13 protein-coding genes and 2 riboswitches are annotated in these 25,807 nt (G+C 60.1%); of the genes, 8 read left to right on the forward strand and 5 right to left on the reverse strand.

What is annotated here, in order from left to right:
• Nucleotides 1–74: 74 nt before the first annotated feature.
• The gene (locus ASC74_RS11650; protein ID WP_056741501.1) at nt 75–7,151 is read left to right on the forward strand and encodes an NEL-type E3 ubiquitin ligase domain-containing protein; all 7,077 of its coding nucleotides are present in this window, start codon (nt 75–77) and stop codon (nt 7,149–7,151) included.
• 62 nt (nt 7,152–7,213) lie between these two features.
• Here ASC74_RS11650 and metH read toward each other — a convergent pair whose 3' ends face one another.
• Nucleotides 7,214–10,924 (reverse strand): methionine synthase, encoded by a 3,711-nt coding sequence (gene metH / locus ASC74_RS11655; protein WP_056741502.1) that lies wholly within the window; start codon nt 10,922–10,924, stop codon nt 7,214–7,216.
• 155 nt (nt 10,925–11,079) lie between these two features.
• On the opposite strand from metH, the gene ASC74_RS11660 reads away from it, so the two are divergent.
• Both ASC74_RS11660 and nfuA read left to right on the forward strand, forming a co-directional pair.
• A complete protein-coding gene (locus ASC74_RS11660; RefSeq protein WP_056741503.1) occupies nt 11,080–13,374 on the forward strand; it encodes a fatty acid cis/trans isomerase in 2,295 nt (764 codons plus the stop codon).
• A gap of 228 nt (nt 13,375–13,602) precedes the next feature.
• Nucleotides 13,603–14,187 carry a Fe-S biogenesis protein NfuA gene (gene nfuA, locus ASC74_RS11665; protein WP_046048486.1) on the forward strand — a complete coding sequence of 195 codons (585 nt, stop codon included), beginning with the start codon at nt 13,603–13,605 and terminating at the stop codon, nt 14,185–14,187.
• A 160-nt stretch (nt 14,188–14,347) separates the two neighbouring features.
• Here nfuA and cobM read toward each other — a convergent pair whose 3' ends face one another.
• The 4 genes from cobM to ASC74_RS11685 form a co-directional block, all read right to left on the reverse strand.
• Nucleotides 14,348–15,094 carry a precorrin-4 C(11)-methyltransferase gene (gene cobM, locus ASC74_RS11670; protein WP_008150987.1) on the reverse strand — a complete coding sequence of 249 codons (747 nt, stop codon included), beginning with the start codon at nt 15,092–15,094 and terminating at the stop codon, nt 14,348–14,350.
• Between the two features lie 83 nt (nt 15,095–15,177).
• Nucleotides 15,178–15,591, reverse strand: a complete 414-nt coding sequence (locus ASC74_RS11675) for a cobalamin biosynthesis protein (RefSeq protein WP_056741504.1) — start codon at nt 15,589–15,591, stop codon at nt 15,178–15,180.
• A complete protein-coding gene (locus ASC74_RS11680; protein ID WP_056741505.1) occupies nt 15,588–16,295 on the reverse strand; it encodes a CbtA family protein in 708 nt (235 codons plus the stop codon). The genes ASC74_RS11675 and ASC74_RS11680 overlap by 4 nt, the downstream gene beginning before the upstream one ends.
• An 11-nt stretch (nt 16,296–16,306) precedes the next feature.
• Complete coding sequence (locus tag ASC74_RS11685; RefSeq protein ID WP_056741506.1) at nt 16,307–16,510, reverse strand: CbtB domain-containing protein; 204 nt, start codon at nt 16,508–16,510, stop codon at nt 16,307–16,309.
• A gap of 121 nt (nt 16,511–16,631) precedes the next feature.
• A riboswitch (cobalamin riboswitch) is annotated at nt 16,632–16,860 on the reverse strand.
• 193 nt (nt 16,861–17,053) lie between these two features.
• Nucleotides 17,054–17,266: riboswitch (cobalamin riboswitch) on the forward strand.
• A gap of 98 nt (nt 17,267–17,364) precedes the next feature.
• Here ASC74_RS11685 and cobW point away from each other — a divergent pair.
• The 5 genes from cobW (at nt 17,365) to ASC74_RS11710 (ending at nt 25,804) form a co-directional block, all read left to right on the forward strand.
• Entirely contained in the window at nt 17,365–18,426 is a 1,062-nt protein-coding gene (cobW, locus tag ASC74_RS11690) for a cobalamin biosynthesis protein CobW (protein WP_056741507.1), read from the forward strand.
• Nucleotides 18,427–18,429: 3 nt separating this feature from the next.
• Nucleotides 18,430–22,293: a cobaltochelatase subunit CobN gene (gene cobN, locus ASC74_RS11695; RefSeq protein WP_056741508.1), complete on the forward strand. Its 3,864-nt coding sequence runs from the start codon at nt 18,430–18,432 to the stop codon at nt 22,291–22,293.
• Nucleotides 22,294–22,471: 178 nt separating this feature from the next.
• Nucleotides 22,472–23,470: an ATP-binding protein gene (locus ASC74_RS11700; RefSeq protein WP_056741509.1), complete on the forward strand. Its 999-nt coding sequence runs from the start codon at nt 22,472–22,474 to the stop codon at nt 23,468–23,470.
• Between the two features lie 119 nt (nt 23,471–23,589).
• Nucleotides 23,590–24,129, forward strand: coding sequence for a vWA domain-containing protein (locus tag ASC74_RS11705; RefSeq protein ID WP_056741510.1), 540 nt, complete (start codon nt 23,590–23,592; stop codon nt 24,127–24,129).
• Nucleotides 24,130–24,157: 28 nt separating this feature from the next.
• The gene (locus tag ASC74_RS11710; RefSeq protein WP_056741511.1) at nt 24,158–25,804 is read left to right on the forward strand and encodes a phospholipase D-like domain-containing protein; all 1,647 of its coding nucleotides are present in this window, start codon (nt 24,158–24,160) and stop codon (nt 25,802–25,804) included.
• The last annotated feature ends 3 nt before the right edge of the window (nt 25,805–25,807 follow it).

Raw genomic sequence — 25,807 nt, forward strand, 5'->3', positions numbered from 1 at the left:
TAAATATGTACCGCCATGGACGACAAACCTGCTGATTGACTGGTGCTTCATTTGACAGCATCAGGTATTGCCACATGAGTGGAATCCCATCGGCCCAGGAAAAGGGCCTTCACAACCATTTCATCAAAAAAAAGCTGCACGATCGGATACGCCACCTGACCCCGGCAAACATCCGGGCTCTGGATCGGGCGAGAACACCGGGAGGCCTGGCCGAAAATGCCATGCCGGACTGGTTTCAGAAGGCCTCCGGCGACCAACGACACACTGTACGGGACGACCAGAAACGCAGTCGAACCGCCAACGAAACCCTGGCAAAAACACTCACCGGGCTCAAAGGGGTCACCGAATTCGCCCAACCGTTGCTCGAAGCGGCGTTGCAAAAAAAGTTCGGGTTGAAAGTTGATGTTGCGCAGACCTGGCTCTACGAGCCCTTTGCAGGCTCGCTGATCACTCACCAGACACTGCTGCAGTTGGCACTGCGCAATTTTGAAGAAGACCAGGCGTTTGATGAAGGTGACGTCATTGCTGAACGAGGTATACGGGCTGCCAATCTGGAAACTCAAGGAGGACCTTACGGTTGGGACTATCCGCAAAAGGGCCCTTCAACGCGCTACAGGATCAAGAAACTACCGATAAAGCCCGCCGATTTCGCCTCGCTATGCCGTGAACTGGATATCGGCAAGCAGTATCAGGAACACCTGACGGCGATGTTTGACGCCGCGGACAGGGTGGCCACCGTGCGCACCCAAACGGTCGGCGCGTGGACGGACAGTCTGCGGGTGCATGCCCATATCGCCCACCTCAAATCGCTGATCACGCCATCGGCCTACAGCACATTGCTGGCCGTGCTCAACGGCGACAAGTCGGCAACACTGGACGGTGAGCGCGTCACTTGCAGTCAGTTGCATGTGCTGGGGTCGCCTGTCAGTGAGCTGTTTGTCATTGGCGCAAGCCGGCGCAAAGGTAAAAAGGTCAACTTCAGCTGGACCAATCCGGGTGTAAACCTGTTTGACGTACTGGGTTACCAGGACTCGCGGATCATCGTCTGTATTCCGGGGGATCCGGTGGCGCCGGTCATGGAATATGCCTCGCTCAAGTCCTTTGAAAATGACCTGAGCTACAGGCTGCGCGATGTGAACTACCAGCGCTCTTTCCTCAGGCTCATCCCTCACGGTGATGCGGGCAAGTTCCTCGGCAAGATCAAGACTGCTCTGCAAACACTCAAATGGAACCCGGATTTCCCTTACCGTAAACAGACCCTCTTGGGGCACATAGACGGAATCTACGAACATGTTTACCGGGACGAGCCGGTTCTGGATATCAGTGAAGAATTTTTTGACACGGAGCTGTTCGGCGAGCTCTACACGCGGCACCAGACGCGCCTCAAGGAGACTGCCGAGCAACTGGCGGTGCCGACGGCCAAGGTCGATCATGACGCCTGGTATGAACGACTCGCCCGCTATGCCGAGTGGGGGCTGAACATACTCAACGTGGCGGCATTTTTTGTGCCCGGCCTGGGCGAGGTAATGATGGCCGTGATGGCTGTGCAACTGACCACGGACATTTATCACGGGGTTGAAGCCTGGAGCATCGGGGACACGGATCAGGCCTGGAGTTATTTGAAGTCGGTGGCCGTGAACGTGGCATTCATGGCGGCGGTAGGCGCGGTTGCCAGTAAAGCGCCGAAAGTGCTGTCCACACCCATCGTCGATGGCCTGGTGAAGGTCAAATTGCCGTTTGGCAGCGAACAGTTGTGGCGGCCTGGCTTGACGCCTTACCTGAGCGACCGGGTCTTGCCGGCGGGGCTCAAGCCCGACAAGCTTGGGCAGTATGAAGTGGGCGGCAAGACCTATATCAGGCTCGACGGTAACGTCTACGAAAAAACCTTCGACCCCACGCTGAACAAATGGCGTCTCAAACACCCGACGGCCCCGGATGCTTACTCCCCCGTTCTTGAACACAACGGTGAGGGCTCGTGGCGCCATCGTTTCGAGCGCCCGCTGGGGTGGGATCGTGCCACCTTGTTACGACGTCTTGGCCCGGTCACCGACGGTATTGACGCGGCGACGCTGGAGAAAATCGCCGATATCAGCGGCGTTAACGACGACGCGTTGCGCAAGATCCATACGGATAACCTGCGCTTGCCATCAGCGTTATCCGACACGTTGCGGCAGTTTCAAATCGACCGTCAGCTCAATGAAATGATTGAACGGATTCGTCTCGATCAGCCGGTGCCGGACAGCCGCTACAACGCGATCTTGCCGCACGTGATCAATATGCCGCGTTGGCCGCAGGGGCGGGTGATCGACGTGTTCGACAAGGCACGCTTGAACGGTGCTTCGTCCCGCTACGGTGAGGCGTCGACATCCGTGAAGCCGAGCATCAGGATTTCCCGTGAGGAGGTGTCTGCCGGGAAATTGCCCGAACGAGTGCTTGCGGCACTGGATGAGGAAGAAATCGTTCGCTTGCTGGGGGGTGAAGGTGCGCGGGTCGAGGCAGAGCGTGAAACGGTTTTTCGACAACAGCTTGGCGACCACCTTTCGGGCAACAAAACCTCATTGTTCGACACACTCAGCCAGGAGTCCAAGGCAACAACGCGTGAAATTCAGGCGCTGCAACGTACTCTCCCCAGTCTGTCGACGGACGCGGCGCAAGAAGTCCTGGCCAATGCCACAACCAAGGAGCGACTGCACATCAAACAAACCGGCCGACTCCCCACCAGTCTGTTGCTCAAGGGGCGTGCGCGCGCCCGGGTGACTCGGCTGAACAAGGCCCTGGCCGGATTGCAACTCGAGAGCATGGCGTCATCCGACAGCCAGCGCCTGGCGCTGCACAGCCTGGAAAAACTCCCCGGCTGGCCGAAAAACCTGCGACTGGAAGTTCGTCAGGGCGATTGCGGCGGAAAACTGCTCGACAGCATCGGTAGCGAGACGGCCGAGCAAGTCAAATACCTGGTCAAGGACGGCTATCAACATCATCAAGCCAACCAGTTCCAGGCCTTCGACCAGCAAATAAACTCGTTGAACAGCGTGCCGAAAAAAGGCGACAACTTTTTCTCTTCGCTCATGCATGCGTTACCGGACGACGCTCGCACTCAGTTGGGCATGCCACAAGTGGCGCAGGATGCCAAGTTACAAAAGACATTGGCCACTTATGCCATGGGCCACCGTGACCAGATGATGGTAACCCTCGTGCCCAATACCGCTACGCCACGATTCCGTTCGCCGCTGCGACTGGCCGACGGCAGGGTCGGCTACCCATTGAGCGGGCGAGGTGCCGGAGCAACGGTGAATCCCTCGTTGGTCTCCAGGTTGCGGGATGTCTATCCGATCTTCTCCGATGAGTTGGCGGAATTGATGGTCATCAAGCTTGCGCTGGATGGCATGACCGAAACGCAGATCGCCCATTTTCTGAACCTGCGGGGCCGGGAATACGAGGTGCTGACGGCGCAGCTCGAACAATGGATAACCAGCGGCGGCCAGAATACTGTCCGCCATCAAGTCGCACGAAACATTCAATACGTCTGGCGGCAGAGGGGTATTTACGATGGCGATGCCAGGGTTTCTCTGGACGTGCGCGCTGCAGACAGCCTGCCGGAACTGGCCGGCAACTTTCCTCACGTAAGTGATCTGAATATGAGCGTTGGTGGAGTATTGAGTCAGACACCGGAAGCCTTTATGCGCCAGTTCCCCAACGCCCGGTCGTTGACGTTGGGAGTCCAGGATGGCGTCGATAGGGTTCAACTGGCCGAGAGGCTAAAGGCACTGCCGGGTATTCGTGAGCTGGAGATGGCAGGGCCGCTGGGTCCGGAGTTCACCGAAGCTGCCCAATCGGTGATAGACGCGATGCCACAACTGCAACGATTGGACGTGATCGGCATGGCGGGCGAGCTGGATGTCAGTCGCCTGACTCAACTGCAATCGTTGAGTGTGTACGGAACGACAGAGGCCTGGCCGAAGGGCGCTCTGCAATTGCCGCAGCTCAGGTCGCTGGATCTCACTCACTCAAGCGTCAAGACACTTCCCCCTGAATGGCTATCCGGACATGAATCTCTGTGGCCTGGCATGAAACTCAACTGGGCCAGGCTGAGCACTGAGGACTTCGTGAAGGCATACGAGTATGTGCACGACAATCCTGCGCATTTGCTGGATAGCGGACAAATGCTGGATCGTTATTGCCAAGGCACGCTACACAACGCCCTGGAGACAAGCGACGAGCTTTCGAAGATTGCCCTTGGGCGCATGAAGGCTGAGGGGCTGGCAGGGCAGGCGTTGCTGGCACGGATCAATGCACTGCGCCAGGATGGACAGGCATTGCGACAGCAACTGGAGGCGTGGCAGCAGCGAACAGCAAGCGCCAATGGCCGGCAAATCAACATTCGGGAACGAGAATCCGTTGCCCGGCGAATTCGTGAGTGCTGGCGTGATGGTCTGCGTAAACGCTATGGCGGTACGCAGGAGGCACAGTCTTCGCAACCTCAGGCCGGACCTTCAACGGTGCGGCCATGGCCTGTCATGCCGCGACAAATCATTTCATCGAATCTTGATTTGTCCGGCTGGGCGCTGGGCGATCTGCCCGAATTGCCAGCGCTGTCAGCAACGAATTTTGCCCATGTGCAAACCCTGCAAATGTCGGGTGTGGTGGCCTCATCCGAGGATTTCAGTCGTTTTTTGAGCGGCTTCAGCGACATTCGCGGGTTGGATTTGAGTGGCAATCAACTGCAGGATCTTCCGTCGGCATTGGGCAACTTCGGAAAACTCAGTTATCTGGAGCTGAGCCGAAATCACCTGACAATGACCCCGAGTATGCAGCAACGCTTGAACCGGTTGTCTGCCCTTGAAAGCCTGGACTTGCGCTATAACCGGCTCGATTCGCTGGATGTCAGCGCCATGACCCGCTTGAAGACCCTGCGGGTGGGTCATACCGCCATTAAAGACTGGCCAAAAGGTGCGTTGGACTTATCCGGCCTCGGCAGGCTCGAGTTGAACAACAGCGCGATCACGACGATTCCTGAGGCTGCCCTGACCGGCCATGACGCTCTAAGGATCGATATGGCTGGCTGTCGGTTGACGGCCAAGGCCCGCACCGATTTGCTGGCGAGTACTTCTTCCGAAACACCTATGGGTATCCCCAGAGCCAGCTTGCAGGCGGGTATTACCATGGGCGAACCAGAGTACTTTCCGGTTCTGGTCGCGCAAAATCCGGACTTGTTATTGCCGCTGCCCGTTGTCCCTGGCAATGACCTGACACGCTTGACCCCGCAAGCCCGCTTGCGAAGGCTTGACCCGGATCTGCCAGGCGCCGAGGCGATACGGATGATTGATGAACTGACGTTACGCCATGGCGGCGCTGGCCCCCTGTATGAGCAATTGGCCAAATGGGACAGGCAACATCAGGCATTGACGAAGACCCTGAACACATGGATCGAAACCCCACCACAGCAGATGGGTGAATCCTCTCCTCCTGTGTGGATTGCCGCCACCGTGCGTCGTCAGGCGGCTGACCGGATAATGGCGTGCTGGAGGCAGAACCTTCGTGGGGCGCAGGCCGTGGAGAGCGTATCGGGAGGTTATGTCCTTGATCTGTCCGATAACCCCTTGGGCAATCTCCCGGCTCTACCCGCCGGCTTCGCTCATGTCGGTGCATTGAACCTGAATAACGTGTATCTGAGAGAGGAGGGGCTAAGCGATTTCCTCGGTGCGTTTACTCATGTTCATACCCTGGCGCTGAATGCCAACGCGTTGTATACCTTGCCAGAGTCCGTGACCTCATTGAACCGCCTCAAGCGACTTTCGGCAGTCAATAACCGTTTTTCCAATGCGCCTCAGCTCCAGCGTCAGCTTGCAGGATTGAGCAACCTGGAGTCATTGAACCTGGCGGAAAACTGGCTTGAGTCGCTGGATGCCAGCCCTCTTATCCGTTTGCAGGCCCTCGATCTGAGTGGCAATCGCCTGGTCATCTGGCCGCAGGGAACGCTTCAGCTTCCCTCGCTCAGCGCACTGAATTTGCACGACAACATGATCGAGTCCATTCCGCCGGCCCTGATGGCCGACGAGCACAGGGTATTGCGTGCGGGCACGGATCTGGCCATCAACGATCTGGATGGCGCGAGCCTGCTAATGCTGCGTAATCAGGTGCTGCAGGGCGAGCAGATAGTGGGATGGACGCCAGAAGAGATTGACGAGGCGTTGGAGCGGATTGATAGCAGTAGCCACAGCGGCACCTTTAACGACAGCGATAGCGATGACTCGATCGCAAGTGACGTAGAAGTGGATATGGATGAGGTGACAGGTACTGACGCCCGCGAGCGATGGATCGCTCCGTCAGCCGCCGACTCAGAGGAATTGATACGGATATGGAATGACTTCGAGCAAGCGCAAAACAATCAGTTCTTCTTCAATCTGCTGACCAAAATGGAAGGTACGACAGACTTCCTGACGGGACGTGCTGATCTTGTGCGGCGGGTCCATACCGTACTGAGGGTGGCGGATAGCGACGCAGGCCTGAGGGATACCATATTTGAAATGGCAAGGTCTGGCGCAACCTGCGTTGATGGTCAAATCCTGTTGTTCAGCGATATAGAAGTTAAGGCTTTCGAATTTGAGACCACGAAGTCAATTTCCCCGGGCCAACAAGGTAACGTCTTGTTCAGACTTGGCAGGAGCCTGTTTCGTCTTGGGAAAGTCGAGCAAATCGCTAACCGCGATATTGTCCAGCGTCAGGCAAAGCGCCGTTCAATTGATCCGGCGGAAGTGCGGTTGGCCTATCGTATCGGCCTTGCCGAGCGGCTTGAGTTGCCGGGGCAACCAAGAGGGATGCGCTACAGCGGCAACGTTACGCCTGCCATGCTGAATGCGGCCCATGCTGAAGTGATTGCGGCAGAACAATCATCGGCATTTATTGATGATTTGGTCGGCCGCCAGTACTGGAGCGACTATTTGAAGGACAAATACCCTGAACGGTTCGCCCAGGTGCGAGAGGGCTTCGCAGGCAGAGAGCATGATGTAGACGAGGCGTATCCAAATTACGGCGAAGGCGACGAAGAGCAGTACAAAACCGCCATGCAGGCGATAGAGGTAGACCTTCTATTCGAGCAAGGAAAGTTGGTGCGCGAATTGTCTGAAAAAGAACGGACGCTGGTGCGGCTGTAACGTTCACCTGCAGCGTTCACAAGAACCCCGGGAGTCGCACCAGTCGACTCCCGGGACCACCATCAGTTGTCGTAACCCAGGTTCGGCGCCAGCCAGCGCTCGGTCACGCTCAACTCCTGACCCTTGCGCGATGTGTAGCTCTGCACCTGATCCTTGTCGATCTTGCCCACGGCAAAATACTGTGCTTGCGGGTGAGCGAAGTACCAGCCACTGACCGCTGCCGCCGGGAACATGGCGTAGTGCTCGGTGAGGAACACGCCGCTGCGGCCGGCTTTCATTTCCGAGGCCTCAGGGTCCAGCAACTTGAACAATGTGGATTTCTCGGTGTGATCCGGGCAGGCCGGATAGCCCGGGGCAGGGCGGATACCGGTGTATTGCTCTTTGATCAGCGCCTCGTTGTCGAGTGTCTCGTCCTTGGCATAACCCCAGTAGTCTTTACGGACCTGCTGGTGCAGCCACTCGGCGCACGCCTCGGCCAGGCGATCGGCCAGTGCCTTGACCATGATCGAGTTGTAGTCGTCGCCGGCATCCTGATAAGCCTTGGCCACTTCTTCGGCGCCGATCCCGGCGGTGGTGATGAAACCACCCACGTAGTCGGTCACTTCGCTGTCCTTCGGTGCAACGAAGTCGGCCAGGGAGAAGTTCGGTTTGCCGTCGGTCTTGATGATCTGCTGACGCAAGTGATGCAGCTTGGCAATCGGCTTGCCGTCATCGCCATAGACTTCAATGTCATCCTCACGCACCTGATTGGCAGGCCAGAAGCCGAACACTGCACGGGCGCTGATGAGTTTCTCGTCGATCAGCTTGGCGAGCATTTCCTGGGCATCGGCGAACAGCGCGGTGGCGGCTTCACCGACCACTTCATCCGTGAGGATGCGCGGGAATTTGCCCGCCAGGTCCCAGGAGATAAAGAACGGCGTCCAGTCGATGTATTCGGCCAGGACTTTCAAGTCGATGTTGTCCAGCACCTCGGCACCGGTAAACGTCGGTTTGACCGGCTCGTAAGTGCTCCAGTCGAACTGCGGCTTCTTGGCAATGGCCGCCGGGTAGCTCAGGCGTTCGGTACGGGCGCTGCGGTTGGCAGTGCGCTCGCGGACTTCGATGTATTCCAGACGGGTCTTCTCGACGAACGCCGGTTTCAATTCCTTGGACAGCAACTGCGTCGCCACGCCCACGGCGCGGGAGGCGTCGGTGACGTAGATCACTGCGTCGTTGCTGTATTTCGGCTCGATCTTCACCGCCGTGTGCGCTTTCGAGGTGGTCGCGCCACCGATCATCAGTGGCAGATGGAAGTCCTGACGCTGCATCTCGCGGGCCACGTGGACCATTTCATCCAGCGAAGGGGTGATCAGGCCGGACAGGCCGATGATGTCGCACTTCTGCTCCTTGGCCACCTGCAGGATTTTCTCCGCCGGTACCATCACGCCGAGGTCGACGATGTCGTAGCCGTTACAGCCCAACACCACGCCAACGATGTTCTTGCCGATGTCGTGCACGTCGCCTTTTACCGTCGCCATGAGGATCTTGCCCTTGGCTTCCGGTTTGTCGCCTTTTTCCAGTTCGATGAACGGGATCAAGTGAGCCACGGCCTGCTTCATCACGCGGGCGGATTTCACCACCTGCGGCAGGAACATTTTGCCCGCGCCGAACAGGTCGCCGACGATGTTCATGCCGGACATCAGCGGGCCTTCGATCACTTCGATCGGGCGAGCGAAGGACTGACGGGATTCTTCGGTGTCTTCAACGATATGCGTGGTGATGCCTTTGACCAGTGCATGCTCCAGACGTTTGTTGACGTCCCAGCTGCGCCATTCTTCGGTCTCGGCTTCCTTGACGCTGCCGTCACCCTTGTACTTGTCGGCAATGGCGAGGAGGGCGTCGGTGCCTTCCGGGTTGCGGTTGAGCACTACGTCTTCAACGGCGTCACGCAGTTCGGCCGGGATCTGGTCATAGATCTCCAGCTGGCCGGCGTTGACGATACCCATGGTCAGGCCGTTGCGGATCGCATACAGCAGGAACACCGAGTGAATCGCCTCGCGCACCGGGTTGTTGCCACGGAACGAGAACGACACGTTGGACACGCCACCCGAGGTCAGCGCGTACGGCAGTTCGTCACGGATGTAGGCACAGGCGTTGATGAAGTCCACAGCGTAGTTGTTGTGTTCTTCGATGCCGGTGGCGATGGCGAAGATGTTCGGGTCGAAGATGATGTCTTCCGGCGGGAAGCCGACTTCGTTGACCAGAATGTCGTAGGAGCGTTTGCAGATTTCTTTCTTGCGCGCTTCGGTGTCGGCCTGGCCGGCTTCGTCGAAGGCCATCACCACCACGGCGGCGCCGTAGCGCTTGCACAGTTTGGCGTGATGAATGAACTGCTCGACGCCTTCTTTCATACTGATGGAGTTGACGATGCCCTTGCCCTGGATGCACTTGAGGCCGGCTTCGATCACTTCCCACTTGGAGGAGTCGATCATGATCGGGACGCGGGAGATGTCCGGTTCACCGGCAATCAGATTGAGGAAGGTCACCATGGCCTTCTTCGAATCGAGCATCCCTTCGTCCATGTTGATGTCGATCACCTGGGCGCCGGCTTCGACCTGTTGCAGGGCGACTTCCAGGGCTTCGGTGTAGTTGTCTTCACGGATCAGGCGGGCGAACTTGGCGGAACCGGTGATGTTGGTCCGCTCGCCGACGTTGATGAACAACGAGTTGCGATCGATGGTGAACGGTTCCAGGCCCGACAGGCGGCAGGCCTTTGGAATGTCCGGAATTTCACGCGGCGCATAACCGGCCACGGCGTTGGCGATGGCTTCGATGTGGCCCGGCGTGGTGCCGCAGCAGCCGCCGACGATGTTCAGGAAGCCGCTTTGGGCGAATTCTTCGATGACCTTGGCAGTTTCCGATGGAAGTTCGTCGTACTCGCCGAATTCGTTCGGCAGGCCGGCGTTCGGGTGCGCGGAAACGTAGGTGCTGGCCTTGTTCGACAGTTCTTCCAGGTACGGGCGCAATTCGCTGGCGCCGAGGGCGCAGTTCAAACCGACCGAAATCGGCTTGGCGTGGGCCACGGAGTTCCAGAACGCTTCGGTGGTCTGGCCGGAGAGCGTACGGCCGGAGGCATCGGTGATGGTGCCGGAGATCATGATCGGCAACTCGACGCCGAGCTCTTCGTACACACCTTGCACCGCGAAGATCGCCGCTTTGGCGTTCAGGGTGTCGAAAATGGTTTCGATCAGGATCAGGTCGGCGCCGCCTTCGATCAGGCCTTTGGTGGCCTCGGTGTAGTTTTCCACCAGTTCATCGAAGGTCACGTTGCGGTAGCCGGGGTTGTTCACGTCAGGCGACAGCGAGCAGGTGCGGCTGGTCGGGCCGAGCACGCCCGCGACGAAGCGCGGCTTGTCCGGGGTTTCCAGGGTCTTGGCGTCTGCAACCTTGCGCGCCAGGCGTGCGCCTTCTACGTTTAGCTCGTACGCCAGGCCTTGCATGCCGTAGTCGGCCTGGGACACCTGGGTGGCGTTGAAGGTGTTGGTTTCCAGAATGTCGGCGCCGGCATCCAGGTAGGCTTTCTCAATGGCGCCAATCACGTCCGGGCGCGTCAGGATCAACAGGTCGTTGTTGCCCTTGACGTCACTTGGCCAGTCGGCGAAACGTTTGCCGCGGTAATCCTGCTCCTCGAGCTTGTAGCTCTGGATCATCGTTCCCATGCCGCCATCGAGAATCAGGATGCGCTCTTTGAGGGCGTGCTTGAGAGCTTGAAGGCGAACACTGCGATCGGACATTTGGACTACTCGGAAAGACCATGACGAAGGGGCGGGATAATACCAAACCTGTGCGGTTTTAGAGCATGTCCCGGTTTTGCATGAATATCGCTCATGTTGGGGTGGGGGTCAGACCGATAGAATCGCGGCGTTTTTTCATGATTGGGACCAGGGATATGTCTTATCGCGTCATCAGCATTGTTTTGCTGTTTTTAAGCTGGGGCGCTGCCGCGCAGGATCCGGCCATTTCCTCTGCCATTTCCTACAGCCGCGACATCCAACCGATCTTCACCGAAAAGTGTGTGGCCTGCCATGCCTGCTATGACGCCGCCTGTCAGCTCAATCTGGGCAGTGGCGAAGGGGCTGCCCGTGGCGCAACCAAGATCCCGGTCTACGTTGGCGATCGCCGCCAGGCTGTCGCGCCGACTCGGCTGTTTTATGACGCCTTCGGTAAACGCGCCTGGCAGCAAAAGGACTTCTATTCGGTGCTCGACGCTCAGGGCAGTCAGGCCGCGTTGATGGCGCGGATGCTTGAGTTGGGCCACAAAACCCCCTTGCAACCCAACGCCAGATTGCCGGAGGACATCGTCCTTGGCCTGAACCGGGAAAACATGTGCGCCCTGCCGGCCGAGTTCGACGGCTACGCCAAATCACATCCCCAAGAGGGCATGCCGCTGGCGGTCACCGGCCTGACCGACCAGCAGTACCAGACGCTGCAACGCTGGCTGGCGTCCGGCGCGCCGATTGACGAGCAAGGTCTTGTGCCGAGCGCCAAAGAAGCGTTGCAGGTGGTGCAGTGGGAAAACCTGCTCAATTCACCGGGCGCACGGCAAAGCCTGGTGGGGCGCTGGTTGTTCGAGCATTGGTTTCTCGCTCATCTCTATTTCAAGGACGGCGAGCCGGGGCATTTCTTTCAGTGGGTGCGTTCGCGCACGCCGACCGGCCAGCCGATCGATCTGATCAATACACGCCGCCCGAATGACGATCCGGGCACTCAGGTGTATTACCGCTTGTGGCCGGTGCAAGGCGTGATTGTGCAAAAGACCCACATCACCTACCCGTTGAGCGCGGCGAAGATGGCACGGATCAAAAGCCTCTTCTATAACGGCAACTGGCAGGTCCACGCCTTGCCGGGCTATGGGCCGGAGCGTCGGGCCAATCCGTTCACCACGTTCGAGGCGATCCCGGCCCAGGCGCGCTATCAATTCATGCTCGATAACGCCGAATACTTCGTCCGTACGTTTATTCGCGGCCCGGTGTGCCGCGGCCAGATCGCCACCGACGTGATCCGCGATAACTTCTGGGCACTGTTCCAGGCGCCTGAGCACGACCTCTACATCATCGATCCGAAGTACCGCGGCCAGGCCACGCCGTTGCTGGCGATGCCGGGGCAGAACGACGATGTCGGCAGCGTCCTGAGCCTGTGGCATGACTACCGCGACAAGCGTAACGAGTACGAGGCGCTGCGCCGTGACAGTTACGCCGATGCGCCGGCGCCGAGCTGGTCGACCTTATGGGCCGGTAACGATAACGCCTTGCTGACGATCTTCCGGCATTTCGACAGTGCCTCGGTGAACAAGGGCCTGATCGGTGACGTGCCGCAAACGATGTGGCTGTTTGACTTCCCGCTGCTGGAGCGCACGTATTACCAGTTGGCGGTCAACTTCGACGTGTTCGGCAATGTTTCCCATCAGGCGCAAACGCGCCTGTACTTCGACCTGATCCGCAACGGCGCCGAGCAGAATTTTCTGCGCCTGATGCCGGCCAATTCGCGCGACGACTACCTCGACGACTGGTACCAGAGCGGCGGCAAATTCAAGATGTGGCTGGACTACGAGGCCATCGACAACGACAAAGAAACGGCGCTGGTACTGAACGAAAAAGACCCGAAACGCGATTTCGCCCTGCAGTTGCTCACCCGTTACGGCGATCTCAACGCCAAGCCGGATCCGATCAACCGTTGTGACGGCGCTTATTGCTCGCGGCCGAACATCGATCTGGCCTTGCAGAGCGCCGAACAGGCGTTGAGTCGTCTGACTTCGCGTCCGGCGGCCGGGTTGAAGGTGATCGATCAGTTGCCGGAAGCGACCCTGCTGCGCATCGAAACCGCGAGCGGCAAGCGCGAGGTCTATAGCCTGCTGCGCAACCGCGCGCACAGTAACGTCGCGTTTCTGCTCGGTGAATCCCTGCGTTATCAACCGGGGCTCGACACGATCACCATTTTTCCGGGCGTACTCAGCAGCTATCCGAACTTCATGTTCAACATCCCGGCCGAGCAAGTGCCTGAGTTCGTGGACGAGATGGAAAACGCCAAGGACGCTGATCGATTCGAAAAAATCGTCGAGCGCTGGGGGATACGCCGCAGCCATCCGCTGTTTTGGCAGTATTTCCATGATCTGAGCCGCTACATCCACGACACCGACCCGGTGGAAGAGGGCGTGCTGGACATGAACCGCTACGAGAATCTTTGATGCACGGAATTTAGAGGTGCCTGCGATCCAGTGTGGGAGCGGCGGTGCGGCGATCCGACTTGCTCGCGAAGGCGATAGACCAGTCAACATTAATATTGACTGTTATAGCCTCTTCGCGAGCTAGCCCGCTCTCACATTGGATCCGCTGCGCTTTCCCGACAAAAATACTAGGACTTTGTACGGCGCGATGATTGGCGTAAACTGCGCCCAAGCCTGCGAGGAGTTTCCATGACCGCTATTACCATTACCGACGCCGCCCACGATTATCTGGCTGATCTGCTCTCCAAGCAGAACACCCCAGGCATCGGCATCCGCGTCTTTATCACCCAGCCTGGCACCCAGTACGCCGAAACCTGCATTGCTTATTGCAAGCCGGGCGAAGAAAAACCTGAAGACACGGCGCTGGGGCTCAAAAGCTTCACCGCTTACATCGACTCGTTCAGCGAAGCGTTCCTGGACGATGCGGTAGTCGACTACGCCACCGACCGTATGGGCGGCCAGCTCACCATCAAGGCGCCAAACGCCAAAGTACCGATGGTCAATGCCGACAGCCCGATCAACGAGCGTATCAACTATTACCTGCAAACCGAGATCAACCCGGGGCTGGCCAGCCACGGCGGTCAGGTCAGCCTGATCGATGTGGTCGAAGACGGCATCGCCGTGCTGAAGTTCGGCGGCGGTTGCCAGGGCTGCGGCCAGGCAGACGTTACCTTGCGCGAAGGCATCGAGCGCACCTTGCTCGAGCGCATTCCCGAGCTCAAGGGTGTTCGTGACGTCACCGACCACACGCAGAAAGAAAACGCCTACTACTAAGTAAGGTGTTCGCTGCAGACATAAAAAAACGGCACCCGTGAGTGCCGTTTTTTTAAGCGTGAAATTCACTGACGCCTTCGCGAGCAGGCTCGCTCCCACATTGGAATGCGGTCAACTGTGGGAGCGAGCTTGCTCCGGGCGGCGTTCCGACGATGAGGCCCTATGGCCGATACAAATGCGCATGCCCGGCACGGTACAGCGACGACTCACTGAAGTGATCACTGCCCAAAACCCGACCCACCAAAATCAACGCCGTGCGCCGAAACCCCTTGGCTTCAACCTTCGCGGCAATGTCTTCAAGCGTCCCCACCACCCAGTCCTGATCCGGCCAGGTCGCCCGGTGAATCACCGCAATCGGGCAATCCGCGCCGTAATGCGGCAGCAACTCGGCCAGGATCTTCTCCAGATGATTGACCCCCAGATGGATCGCCATGGTCGCCCCGTGCTGCGCCAGGCTGCCGAGCTCTTCGCCGGCGGGCATCGCGGTCTTGTCGGCGTAGCGGGTCAGGATCACGCTTTGTGACACGTCCGGTAACGTCAGTTCCGCGCCCAGAAGCGCCGCGCAGGCCGCCGTGGCCGTGACGCCGGGAATGATTTCAAACGGGATGTCGAGTTCGCGCAGGTAGCGAATCTGCTCGCCAATGGCGCCATAAAGACTCGGATCGCCAGAATGCACCCGAGCCACGTCCTGACCCTTGGCATGGGCGGATTTGATCAGCTCGATGATCTGTTCCAGGTGCAGTTCGGCGCTGTTGACCACCTGTTCGGCGCGATGGCCTTCCAGCACGGCGGCGGGCACCAGGGAGCCGGCATAGATGATCACCGGGCAGCTGCGAATCAGCCGTTGGCCTTTGACGGTGATTAGTTCCGGGTCGCCGGGACCTGCGCCAATGAAGTAGACGGTCATCGTCGGTTCCTGTGAGAAAAAGGGGCTGGGCAAGGCTTCAGATGAAGATTGCTCATGATCGATGGCGGGGATTATCGAGGATTTTAGGCAGCGCAGGCCAATGCCAAGGTGGCCTGGGCATATTTTTGTCGTGAAATCAGCAATTTTGCCGGTGCCTGGGCCAGGTGTTCGGCCAGGGCCAGGGCGGCACTTTCCGCGACGCCGTAGCAGCCGGTGCGTTCGAACGCGATGTCCGAGCGGTGGCTGAGTTGCGGTTGATAGCCGGCCAGTTGTTCGCTGCTGAAGTACATCAGGGGCAGCGCGAGTTGTTCGGCCAGCTCGATCAAGCCAGGTTCTTCGCGCTTCAGGTCGATGCTGGCCAGGGCCTTGATCTGGTGAAGTCCGATTTTATGAGCCTGTAGCGCCTGATCGAGCAGCGCCCGCAGCGTGCTGACGGGGCAGCCGCGCTGGCAGCCCAGGCCGACCACTAAAGTCGGCGCTGCGCTGATCTCAGTCATGCGTGGTATTGACCATCGTTTTTGCGGCGGAACAACCAGGCACTGATCAGGCCCAAGGCCAGCCAGAATCCCATGTTGGTCAGCTGCGAAGCGATTTTGAACTGAGCTTCCAGGGCTTCTGGAGCCAGCATCGAGTGGACTTCCGGTTGTGGTGCGCCGATCACATGAGGAACAGCCAGGATTGCCACGCCGAGCACTTTCATCAGCCAGTGACGGCTGAACACGATTAATGCGATGCCGACCGCGGTGGAGGCAGCCGTGCCGATCCACCAGATCTGCCGTTGCGCCAAATCAGCTGCGGCAGTGCCCGGCAGCTCAGGCGGCAGACCGAGAGTCGGTGCCAGCACGAACGTCGCGTAACCGGCCAGGCCCCAAAGCAGGCCTTGGGAGGTTTTGGTCGGCGCGCGCAAGGTATACAGGCCAGCGAGCATCAGCGCGAAACCGACCGCTACCACCAGGTTGCCGCCGGTGGTGGACAGCACGCGCTGCCAGCCGTCTTCCGGTTCCCAGGCTTCAGCATCGTGGGTGTGAGCGGCGACAGCACCTGCGGCGTGTTCGTGAACCTCAACAGCGGCGGGTTCGGATTTTTCGAACGTCTCGGCCTGCAGAATCAGCGGAGCCACCCAGAAGCTTTGCAGCAGGGTCAGCAGCAGGGCGGCCAGCAGCCCGGTGAACCCTGCGGTTTGCGCAATACGCTTGATCATGTCGGCAGGTCTCAATGGCACGGGAATGCAGAGCTGTGGCGGGTATCGTGCGCGGCGTTGTGCACCGCTTCGATGTGCGAGAAACCGGCGAAATACACAAGGCACGCACCCAGAATCGACGCGCACGCGGCGGCGGTCAGGCGTTGAGTCAGGGTATTGGTGGTGCTGGCGGTGCTTTTATCGGTGTTGCTGCCGGTGCTGCTGATGATCGACATGGCGCTTCCCTCTGGTCTGTCAGCGGGTGATTCAGAGCGCATGGAAGACCCCTGCGAGTCGGGCACGCAGAGGTTCAAACAGCGCCCGCCCACCGCGGGTTTGTTATTCAGTGATCGTAATGGTCACTTTGTGTTGCGGGCCGGTCTCCGGGCTCACGAGGGGCACTGGCTTTCGCCTTGACCTGCAAGCATCACCTTCCCATGCCGAACTGCTGGCACAGTGGATCTGACGCTTCGCTCGCTTACCGTTGCGGGGGCAGCACCGGACTGACATGACTTTAGAGTAAAGCACATGATTCACCGGTTTCCCGTTTCACCCTGTGAAGGGCACCCGTAACAAGGCGTGTAGGAGAGCATGGGCGGGGGTTGGGCGTCAATTGGCAAGGGTTCTCAGTTGGAAACCGCGGCGCTCCCTTCGCGAGCAAGCCCGCTCCCACATTTGAAATGCATTCCCCTGTGGGAGCGGCGGTGCGACGATTCGACTTGCTCGCGAAGGGAGCGCCACAGAACTCAGGTGAACATTGACCCGCCCCCACACGATGCGTAGCCTTGCGCTTTCGAGGTTCTTCGGCGTCTGCCGAAGCTAAGAAGGGAACGCGGTCGATGCCGCGGCTGCCCCCGCAACTGTGAACGGTGATGTTCGCTGCCACGCCACTGCAAACCCTGTGCAACGGGTTCGCGGGAAGGCGCAGCCAACGCCAGTCGAACGATTGGCACACCGTCAGCCAGGAGACCTGCCTCGAAACGAATTCTCACTACAACCGGGCGGGGTGATCCGGTGGCGAAATCTTCCGCGCGCCTATGCAGCAGCGGTCGTCGTCCCGTATGCCCGCCACCTTGCCAAAGGGCATCCGATGAAAACACTGGCCAAACTCCCCGTCACCATCGTTACCGGCTTCCTCGGCTCGGGCAAAACCACTTTGCTGCGGCACATGCTCGACAACGCTCAGGGCCGCCGCATTGCGGTGATCGTCAACGAGTTCGGCGAGCTGGGCATCGACGGCGAAATCCTCAAGCAGTGCTCCATCGGTTGCACTGAAGAAGAAGCCAACGGCCGCGTCTACGAACTGGCCAACGGCTGCCTGTGCTGCACCGTTCAGGAAGAATTCTTCCCGGTGATGCGCGAATTGGTCGCCCGTCGCGGCGATCTCGATCACATCCTGATCGAAACTTCTGGTCTGGCCCTGCCAAAACCGCTGGTGCAAGCCTTCCAGTGGCCGGAAATCCGCAGCGCCTGCACCGTTGACGCGGTCATCACTGTGGTCGACAGCCCAGCGGTCGCCGCCGGCACCTTCGCGGCTTTCCCGGACCAGGTCGATGCCCAGCGCAAACTCGACCCGAACCTGGACCACGAATCGCCGCTGCACGAGCTGTTCGCCGACCAACTGGCCAGCGCCGACCTGGTGATCCTCAACAAGGCCGACCTGATCAGCCCTGAAGACCTGGCCCGTGTGCGCCTGGAAGTCGCTGAAGAACTGCCGCCAGCGGTGAAAGTCATCGAAGCCAGCAGCGGTCGCGTGCCACTGGACGTGCTGATCGGCCTCGGCGCCGGCTCCGAAGAACACATCGACAGCCGTCACAGCCATCACGATCACCACCATGAAGGTGAAGACGATCACGACCACGATGCCTTCGATTCCATCTCCATCGAATTGCCGCAAGCCGACGAAAGCCTGCTGCTGGACGCGTTGACTCAACTGGTGGTCCAACACGGCATCCTGCGCGTCAAAGGTTTCGCTGCGATCCCGAGCAAGCCGATGCGCCTGCTGATTCAGGGCGTGGGCACGCGTTTCGACAAGCACTTCGACCGTCAGTGGGGCGCCGACGAAGCGCGCACCACGCGTCTGGTGTTGATCGGTCAGGAGCTGGACGCCACTCTGCTTGAAGCGCAATTGCGCGCTGCGCTCAGCGTTTAAGCCATGCACCTGCTCAGGACCCAGCCCGGCGGTTTCGTGTCGGATGACAACATTGCCGACCTTGGACAAACCCCCGCCGAGCTGGTGATCCTGTGCAGCGGCGACTCCAGCCTCGCGCTGCTCGCCGAAGCCGCGCAGCAACTGCCCGACGACTACCCGAGTGTGCGCCTGGCCAACCCGATGCAGGTGCAGAATCACGCCTCGGTCGATCTCTACTTCGACGAAGTGCTGCGCCACGCCAAGGTGATTCTGATTTCGCTGCACGGCGGCATCGCCTATTGGCGGTACGGCGTCGAGCAACTGGTGCAACTGTCGGAACGCGGCGTGCAGCTGATTCTGGTGCCCGGCGATGATCGCCCGGACCCGGAACTCAGCGAGCTGAGCACGGTGGGCGCGGAAGACCGTGATCGGCTCTGGCAGTTTTTGCGTCAGGGTGGCATGAACAATGCTCTGGATTTTTTTCGCTGCCTTGCCAATCGCTGGCTGGACCGCGACTACGCCTGGGCCGAACCGCAAACCCTGCCGCGCACAGCGATTTACCACCCGCACAAAAGCCCCGCTGAACTGAAGGATTGGCAAGCCGACTGGCAGGCCGGTCAACCGGTCGCGGCAGTGCTGTTCTACCGCTCGCATTTGCAGGCGGCCAACACCGGTTTCATTGATATTTTCTGCCAGCGGTTGCAGGCGGCGGGGTTGAACCCTTTGCCGATTGCAGTGGCCAGTTTGAAAGAACCCGGCTGCCTGACGGTGGTCGAGGACCTGTTGGATGAAGTCGAGGCCGGCGTGATTCTTAACACCACCGGTTTCGCGCAATCCAGTCCTGAAGCACCGCACTTGCGACCGTTTCGCCGCAACATCCCGGTGATCCAGGCGATTTGCGCCCAGGACAACGAACCCGGTTGGCGCGCCAGCGAACAAGGCCTCGGTCCGCGTGATCTGGCGATGCACATCGCGCTGCCGGAACTGGACGGGCGGATCATCAGCCGACCGATCAGCTTCAAAGACCTGGCCTGGCGCAGCGAGCGCAGCCAATCGGACGTAGTCTGCTATCGGCCACAACCGGAGCGCATGGATTTTGTCGCCGAACTGGCGCGACGCTGGATCGAGTTGGCGCGGGTGCCCAATGCTGAAAAACGCATCGCCCTGATCCTCGCCAACTACCCGACCCGCGACGGCCGCATCGGCAATGGTGTCGGCCTCGACACCCCGGCCGCCGCGCTGAATATCCTCCGTGCGCTGCATAACGAAGGTTATCCGCTACCGGCCGAGTTGCCTGATAGCGGTACCGCGTTGATCCAGCAGTTACTCGGTGGCGTCAGCAATGACCTCGACACCCTCGACCAGCGTCCGTGTCATCAAAGCCTTGCGATGGACGACTACCTGCTGATGTTCAACGCTTTGCCCGAATCCAATCGGCAGGCCGTGCTGGAACGTTGGGGCTCGCCCGAAAACGATCCGATGTTCCGTGGCGGGCGAATGATGATCGCCGGGCTGCGCTTTGGCCTGACCTTCGTCGGCATACAACCGGCGCGGGGTTATCAGGTGGACCCGAGCGCGGTGTATCACGACCCGGACCTGGTGCCGCCTCACGGTTACTTGGCATTCTATTTCTGGTTGCGTAACACCTACGGCGCCCACGGCGTGATCCACGTCGGCAAACACGGCAACCTCGAATGGCTGCCGGGCAAAGGCGTCGGGCTGTCCGAGAATTGCTGGCCGGATGCGCTGCTCGGGCCGTTGCCGAACATCTATCCGTTTATCGTCAACGATCCGGGGGAGGGCGCCCAGGCCAAGCGCCGTACGCAGGCGGTGATCATCGATCACCTGATGCCGCCGCTGACCCGCGCCGAAACTTACGGCCCGTTGCGCAACCTCGAATTACTCGCCGACGAGTATTACGAAGCGCAATTGCTCGATCCGCGCCGTGCCCGGGAACTGCAGCGCGACATCTTGCAACTGGTGCGCGACACGCACATCGACCGCGAACTGCAACTGGACGAAAAACTCGACAGTGATGCCGATGCGGCGATCTGGTTGCCGCGCCTGGACACCTATTTGTGCGACTTGAAAGAGTCGCAGATCCGCGACGGTCTGCATGTGTTTGGCGAGTCGCCGACCGGGCGTTTGCGCATCGACACCTTGCTGGCGTTGTTGCGCATTCCGCGTGGCGATGGGCGGGGGGCGCAATCGAGTCTGCTGCGGGCCTTGGCCAAGGCGTTCACGTTGGGCTTCGATCCGCTGGATTGCGCGCTCGCCGAACCTTGGACCGGGCCGCGTCCGATTGAACTGCAAACCCTCACCGATGAAGCCTGGCGCACAGCAGGTGATACCCGCGAACGTCTGGAACTGTTTGCAGCTCAACTGATCTCGCAAACGTTGAGTATCGAGGTTGAGCCCGGCCCCTGTGGGAGCGGGCTTGCTCGCGAAAGCGGTGGGTCAGGCAAATCAATGTTGACTGACACTCCGCTTTCGCGAGCAAGCCCGCTCCCACAGGAGGCAGGTTGGTCAGAAGTGAAAGCCATCATCGACAGCCTGCGCGAAGTCGTCGCTCCGCGTCTGGACGCCTGCGGCCCGGCGGAAATGCGCGGTCTGCTCGACGCTCTCAGTGGTCGCTTCGTGCCGGCCGGCCCCAGCGGTGCGCCGAGTCGCGGTCGGCTCGACGTGCTGCCGACCGGTCGCAACTTCTACTCGGTGGACGTGCGTAACCTGCCGACCACCACCGCGTGGCGTATCGGTTTCCAGTCGGCCAACCTGATTCTTGAGCGACACCTGCAAGACCACGGCGATCACCTGCGCCAGCTCGGCCTGTCGGTGTGGGGCACGGCGACCATGCGCACCGGTGGCGACGACATCGCCCAGGCCATGGCGCTGATGGGCGTGCGCCCGGTCTGGGCCACCGGCAGTCAGCGAGTCGACGACTTCGAGATTCTGCCGCTGAGTCTGCTGGACCGTCCGCGCGTGGACGTGACGTTGCGCGTGTCCGGATTCTTCCGCGATGCCTTTGCCAATCTGATCCGTCTGTTCGACGCCGCCGTGCAAGCGGTCGCCGCCCTCGACGAGCCGGACGACCTCAACCCCCTGGCTGCCAAGGTGCGTGCCGAGCGCGAAGCGTTAATGCAATCGGGGCTGGATGAAGAGGCGGCCAAACGTCAGGCTGGTTGGCGAATCTTTGGTGCCAAACCCGGTGCTTACGGCGCGGGCGTGCAGGGCGCCATCGATGGTCGTCTGTGGCAAAGCCGCGACGACCTGGCCGAGGTTTATCTGAACTGGGGTGGCTACGCTTACGGCGGTTCTGACGAAGGCACCGCGGCGCGGGAGCAGTTCGCTCAGCGCCTGAGCCAGGTTCAGGCTGTGCTGCAAAACCAGGACAACCGTGAACACGACTTGCTCGACTCCAACGATTATTACCAGTTCCAGGGCGGCATGCTCGCGGCCGTGGAAAGCCTCAGTGGCGAAGCGGCGGCCAGTTACCATGGCGATCACAGTCAGCCGGATCTGCCGAAGGTCCGTACGTTGAAGGAAGAGCTGAACCGGGTGATTCGCTCGCGGGCAGCCAATCCGAAGTGGATCGACGGCGTGAAGCGTCATGGCTATAAAGGCGCATTTGAACTGGCGGCGACGGTTGATAATCTGTTTGCCTTCGACGCTACAACGCAGCTGATCGACGATCACCAGTATGCATTGCTGGCGGATGCGTACTTGCTGGATCCGGCGACCCGGGATTTTGTCCGTGAGCATAATCCGCATGCGTTGCGCGACATGACCGAGCGAATGCTGGAAGCGCAGCAGCGGGGGATGTGGAAGGAGCCGGGCGACTACCGCGAAGCGCTGGAGAATTTGTTGCTGGACATAGAAGAAGACAGCTAATGCGCTAAACCCTGTGGGAGCGGCGGTGCGGCGATCCGACTTGCTCGCGAAGGCGGCGTGTCAGTCAACATCAATATTGAATGTCCCACCGCCTTCGCGAGCAAGCCCGCTCCCACAGGTATGAGGTTTGCCTGTGAATTGCACTGATGCAACTACCGACCATGACCGAGTATTTAAGATGACCGACACCCCCCATTTCCCTCTCTCCGCCGTGGTCGGCGCCGACGATCTGAAACTCGCCCTGTACCTGACCGCCATCGACCCGAAAATCGGCGGCGTTCTCATCGAAGGCCCCCGCGGCATGGCCAAGTCGACCCTGGCCCGTGGCTTGGCGGACTTGCTCGCCAGCGGCCAATTCGTGACATTGCCGTTGGGCGCCACCGAAGAACGACTGGTCGGCACCCTCGACCTGGACGCCGCCCTGAGCGAGGGTCGCGCGCAGTTCTCCCCCGGTGTGCTGGCCAAGGCCGACGGCGGCGTGCTCTACGTCGATGAAGTCAACCTGCTGCCCGATCACCTGGTGGACCTGCTGCTGGATGTGGCCGCCAGCGGCACCAACCTGATCGAACGCGACGGCATTTCCCATCGGCATTCGGCGAAGTTCGTGCTGATCGGCACCATGAACCCGGAAGAGGGTGAGCTGCGTCCGCAATTGCTCGACCGCTTTGGCCTGAACGTCGCCCTCAGTGGCCACACAGCGCCGACCGAGCGCGGCCAGATCATTCGTCGGCGGCTGGATTTCGACAGCGATCCTCACAGCTTTTGCGTCGAATGGGAAAGCCAGCAGCAATCGCTGCGCGAACGTTGCCAGAAAGCGCGCAGCGCACTGGCAAGCATTCCGCTCGACGATCATGCGCTCGCGCAGATTACCGAGCGTTGCTTTGCCGCCGGGGTCGATGGCTTGCGGGCCGACCTGGTCTGGTTGCGCGCGGCGCGTGCCCATGCAGCGTGGCGTGGGGCAAGCACCATCGCCGAGGAAGATATCGACGCCGTCGCCGAATTTGCCTTGCGCCATCGCCGCCGCGAGCCATCGCCACCGGCGCCGCAACACAGTCAGCCGCCCTCTACGCAAAATGCCAATCCGAGCGAAGGCCAGGGCCAATGGGGTGAAATGCCCGCTCAGGCGCTCCCGGTCGGCGCCCGACGTGACGTGCCGAGCTGGCCAAAAAAGCCCTAGGCATTCGCCCTCGATCTGACGCGGGGGCGAATGCCAGACCCCGCGCCGGACGGCTGGATAACGGCAAACAGGGTAAACGTCACGCGGCGCGCAGCGGCTCGATCAATTGGCCCGGCACCTTGCTGAACGGCCGCCCGCGTCAGCGCGCCGATGTCCTGTTTCACCTGCGCACCCGTTCGCCCCACGAACTGTGGCTGGTGATCGTCGACGCCTCGGCTTCTACTCGTCGCCATCAGGCGTTGAGCGATGCCAAGGGCTTGCTGGCGCAACTGTTCGACGATGCCTATCGTCAGCGTGCACGCCTGGCGTTGCTCACGGCCAGTGGTCATGTGCCGAAGTGGCAAGTGCAAGGGTTGAAAGCCTCCGCGGGTTTGCGCGACTGGCTTGATGGGCTGGGAGCGGGCGGTGGTACGCCGTTGCTGGCGGCACTGGGTGAAGCGGGGCGCTGGCTGACGGCACGGCAAAAACGCTTTCCGGCGGAACAGCAGCGCTTGTTGCTGGTGACCGATGGGCGGTTGAAGGACTGGTCGATGTTGCCGGCGCTTGATTGTCCGGGGCTGCTGATCGACATCGAACGGGGGCCGATTCGTCTTGGACGGTCTAAAGTATTGGCAACTCAATTGCAGGCGCAGTACCGGCATATCGATGATATGGAGTGAACCGAAAAGATCTTCACAGGAGTGAGTCATGCGCGTTCTAGCCGCCAACATTCAGGATGATTTCCGCGTCAAAGCCTACGCCGGCACCAATGGCGTGCTGTTGGCCATGGACCTGGCCGAACCCCGCCGCAAAGGCCTCTTGGGGTTCGCCATCGAAAAACAGCAAGGCCCCAAGCCCTGGCTGTTCCTGTTCAACAGCCTGACCTTCTCCGGCAAGGTGCATACGTTTCCCCAGTTCCACGCCACCCCCAGCGATATCGCGCCGTTGCAGAAATTCCGCTGGGCCGATTACGCGGTCAATCCGGGGATGACGATCCATTACCGAATCCACCTGGCCTACGGCACCGTTGATGCGCCGCAATTGGGCGAATACCTGGAGGTGACGGTCACCTCCGACAATGGTCAGCCGGGTAACCAAAGCGTGATCTTCAACCGTGCGGTCGCCGCCAGCCAGGCGTTCCAGCGCAAGTTTCCCGAGCTCGACGCGCTGATCAGCGCCAACAAGAACCTGCCCATCGAAGCATGGCCGGATGCCCCACGGCAATGGCTGGAAAACGGTTTGCTCGGACGCTTGCTGGGGTTTATCGAGCGTGCGGTGGATGGCCAGTGGGCGCTGGACATTGCCATCTACGAATATGAATTGCAGGCCATTGTCGATGCGGTCAATGCCGCGTTCGAACGTGGGGTAAACGTTCGCGTGCTCTATCACGCCCAACCGGGTGATGAGGACACCACCCTGAACGAGGCCAGCCTGGAAAAAATACCGGCAGAGAACAAGCGCGGGCGGGTCACCCACAATATCTTCCACAACAAATTCATCGTCCTGAGCCGGCTCGACGCAGCGGGACAGCGTCAGCCGGAGTCGTTGCTTTGCGGCAGCACCAATTTCACGCCCAACGGCGTTTACCGTCAGGCCAACGTGGTGCATGTGCTGGACGAGACACGCGTCAGCGCCAGCTATCTGCACACCTTCGAGGAGGTCTGGGCTAACCCTGCGGATGTCGGTGCCACCCGAAACTGGCTCACGCAAAACAACCCGATGGATTCGCTGCAGCCGATGTTCGCCGGTTTCTCACCGCGCTCGGGTAAAGGGGATCTGGATGAGTTTGTCGAGATCATCAACGCCGCAAAAAAGGACGTGCTGTTCGTCACCGCATTCGCCTTGCCCGACGACATCCTGAGCGCCTTGCTCGGTCTGCCCCACGACGACATTTTGCGTTACGGCCTGCAAAACACCGCCAGCAGCATCACCGGTTTCCACGCCGACCGCACCGCCGAATTCGCCGCCACCGCGCTGCTCAACACCGGGCTGGAAGGCTGGCTCCGCGAGAACATGAAAGGCCAGAAGGGCAACCTGCTGGTGCACACCAAAGCCGTGGTGACGGACTTCACCAGCGATGCGCCGACGATCATCAGCGGCAGCCATAACCTCAGTGCCGCGGCCAGCAATGGCAATGACGAGAACTACCTGATCATTCGCGGTGATACCGATCTGGCAGACCGTTATGGTCTGGAACTGCTGCGGTTCTACGAGCATTACCGCTTTCGCTATTTCGCCAAAAAACTCGCGCTCAAGCAGGTCCAGCCGTTGGCGGCGGATGACAGCTGGACCGATGATTACTATCGCGCGGGGGATTTGCGTCAGCTATCCAGATTGCGTTTTTCCGGACGGTAAACA

Origin of the sequence: Pseudomonas sp. Root329 (assembly GCF_001424925.1) — a bacterium.
GTDB lineage: Bacteria > Pseudomonadota > Gammaproteobacteria > Pseudomonadales > Pseudomonadaceae > Aquipseudomonas > Aquipseudomonas arabinosi.

What these genes read in the sequence shown, in the direction of transcription:
- metH (WP_056741502.1), bottom strand. Translation starts at nt 10,924, where the DNA reads ATGTCCGATCGCAGTGTTCGCCTTCAAGCTCTCAAGCACGCCCTCAAA.
- nfuA (WP_046048486.1), top strand. Translation starts at nt 13,603, where the DNA reads ATGACCGCTATTACCATTACCGACGCCGCCCACGATTATCTGGCTGAT.
- ASC74_RS11680 (WP_056741505.1), bottom strand. Translation starts at nt 16,295, where the DNA reads ATGATCAAGCGTATTGCGCAAACCGCAGGGTTCACCGGGCTGCTGGCC.
- cobM (WP_008150987.1), bottom strand. Translation starts at nt 15,094, where the DNA reads ATGACCGTCTACTTCATTGGCGCAGGTCCCGGCGACCCGGAACTAATC.
- ASC74_RS11660 (WP_056741503.1), top strand. Translation starts at nt 11,080, where the DNA reads ATGTCTTATCGCGTCATCAGCATTGTTTTGCTGTTTTTAAGCTGGGGC.
- ASC74_RS11685 (WP_056741506.1), bottom strand. Translation starts at nt 16,510, where the DNA reads ATGTCGATCATCAGCAGCACCGGCAGCAACACCGATAAAAGCACCGCC.
- ASC74_RS11675 (WP_056741504.1), bottom strand. Translation starts at nt 15,591, where the DNA reads ATGACTGAGATCAGCGCAGCGCCGACTTTAGTGGTCGGCCTGGGCTGC.
- cobW (WP_056741507.1), top strand. Translation starts at nt 17,365, where the DNA reads ATGAAAACACTGGCCAAACTCCCCGTCACCATCGTTACCGGCTTCCTC.
- ASC74_RS11650 (WP_056741501.1), top strand. Translation starts at nt 75, where the DNA reads ATGAGTGGAATCCCATCGGCCCAGGAAAAGGGCCTTCACAACCATTTC.
- cobN (WP_056741508.1), top strand. Translation starts at nt 18,430, where the DNA reads ATGCACCTGCTCAGGACCCAGCCCGGCGGTTTCGTGTCGGATGACAAC.
- ASC74_RS11710 (WP_056741511.1), top strand. Translation starts at nt 24,158, where the DNA reads ATGCGCGTTCTAGCCGCCAACATTCAGGATGATTTCCGCGTCAAAGCC.
- ASC74_RS11700 (WP_056741509.1), top strand. Translation starts at nt 22,472, where the DNA reads ATGACCGACACCCCCCATTTCCCTCTCTCCGCCGTGGTCGGCGCCGAC.